General features: G+C 66.9%; 1 protein-coding gene. It reads left to right on the top strand.

The features are described from left to right. The coding region (locus tag CC207_RS23955) for an AMP-binding protein (RefSeq protein ID WP_143496173.1) at positions 1–593 on the top strand (593 nt) is incomplete at both ends.

The following is a 593-nucleotide window of genomic DNA, read 5'->3' as shown; positions in this document are numbered from 1 at the left end:
TTCGACGCCATGGCCTGGGAAGCCTGGCCGGCCCTGTGCACCGGGGCGGTGCTGCACCTGCCGCCGGCGTCCATCGGCGGCGAGCATGTCGATGAACTGCTCGACTGGTGGCTGGAGCAGCCGCTGCACGTGAGCTTCCTGCCGACACCGGTCGCCGAGCAGGCGCTGCGCCGCGAACGCCAGCACCCGACCCTGCGCACGCTGCTGGTCGGCGGTGATCGCCTGCGCCAGTTCGACCGTGATCCGGGCTTTGCGCTGGTCAACAACTATGGCCCGACCGAAACCACCGTGGTGGCGACGTCGGGGCAACTGCAACCGGGCGGTGCGCTGCATATCGGCAAGCCGACCGCCAACACCTGCGTCTATGTGTTGGACGAGCAACGCCAACCCGTACCGGTGGGTGTGATAGGCGAGTTGTACATCGGTGGTGCGCAGGTCGCCCGAGGTTACCTCAACCGTCCTGAACTGACCGCCGAGCGTTTCCTCGACGATCCGTTCAACGGCGGCCGGATGTACCGCACGGGCGATCTGGTGCGCTGGAATGCCGACGGCACGCTGGACTACCAGGGCCGCAATGACGACCAGGTGAAGAT

This window comes from Pseudomonas sp. DrBHI1 (assembly GCF_002205115.1).
GTDB lineage: Bacteria > Pseudomonadota > Gammaproteobacteria > Pseudomonadales > Pseudomonadaceae > Aquipseudomonas > Aquipseudomonas mosselii.
Note: the sequence above shows the minus strand (reverse complement) of the source record. Positions and strands in the feature narration are given on the sequence as shown.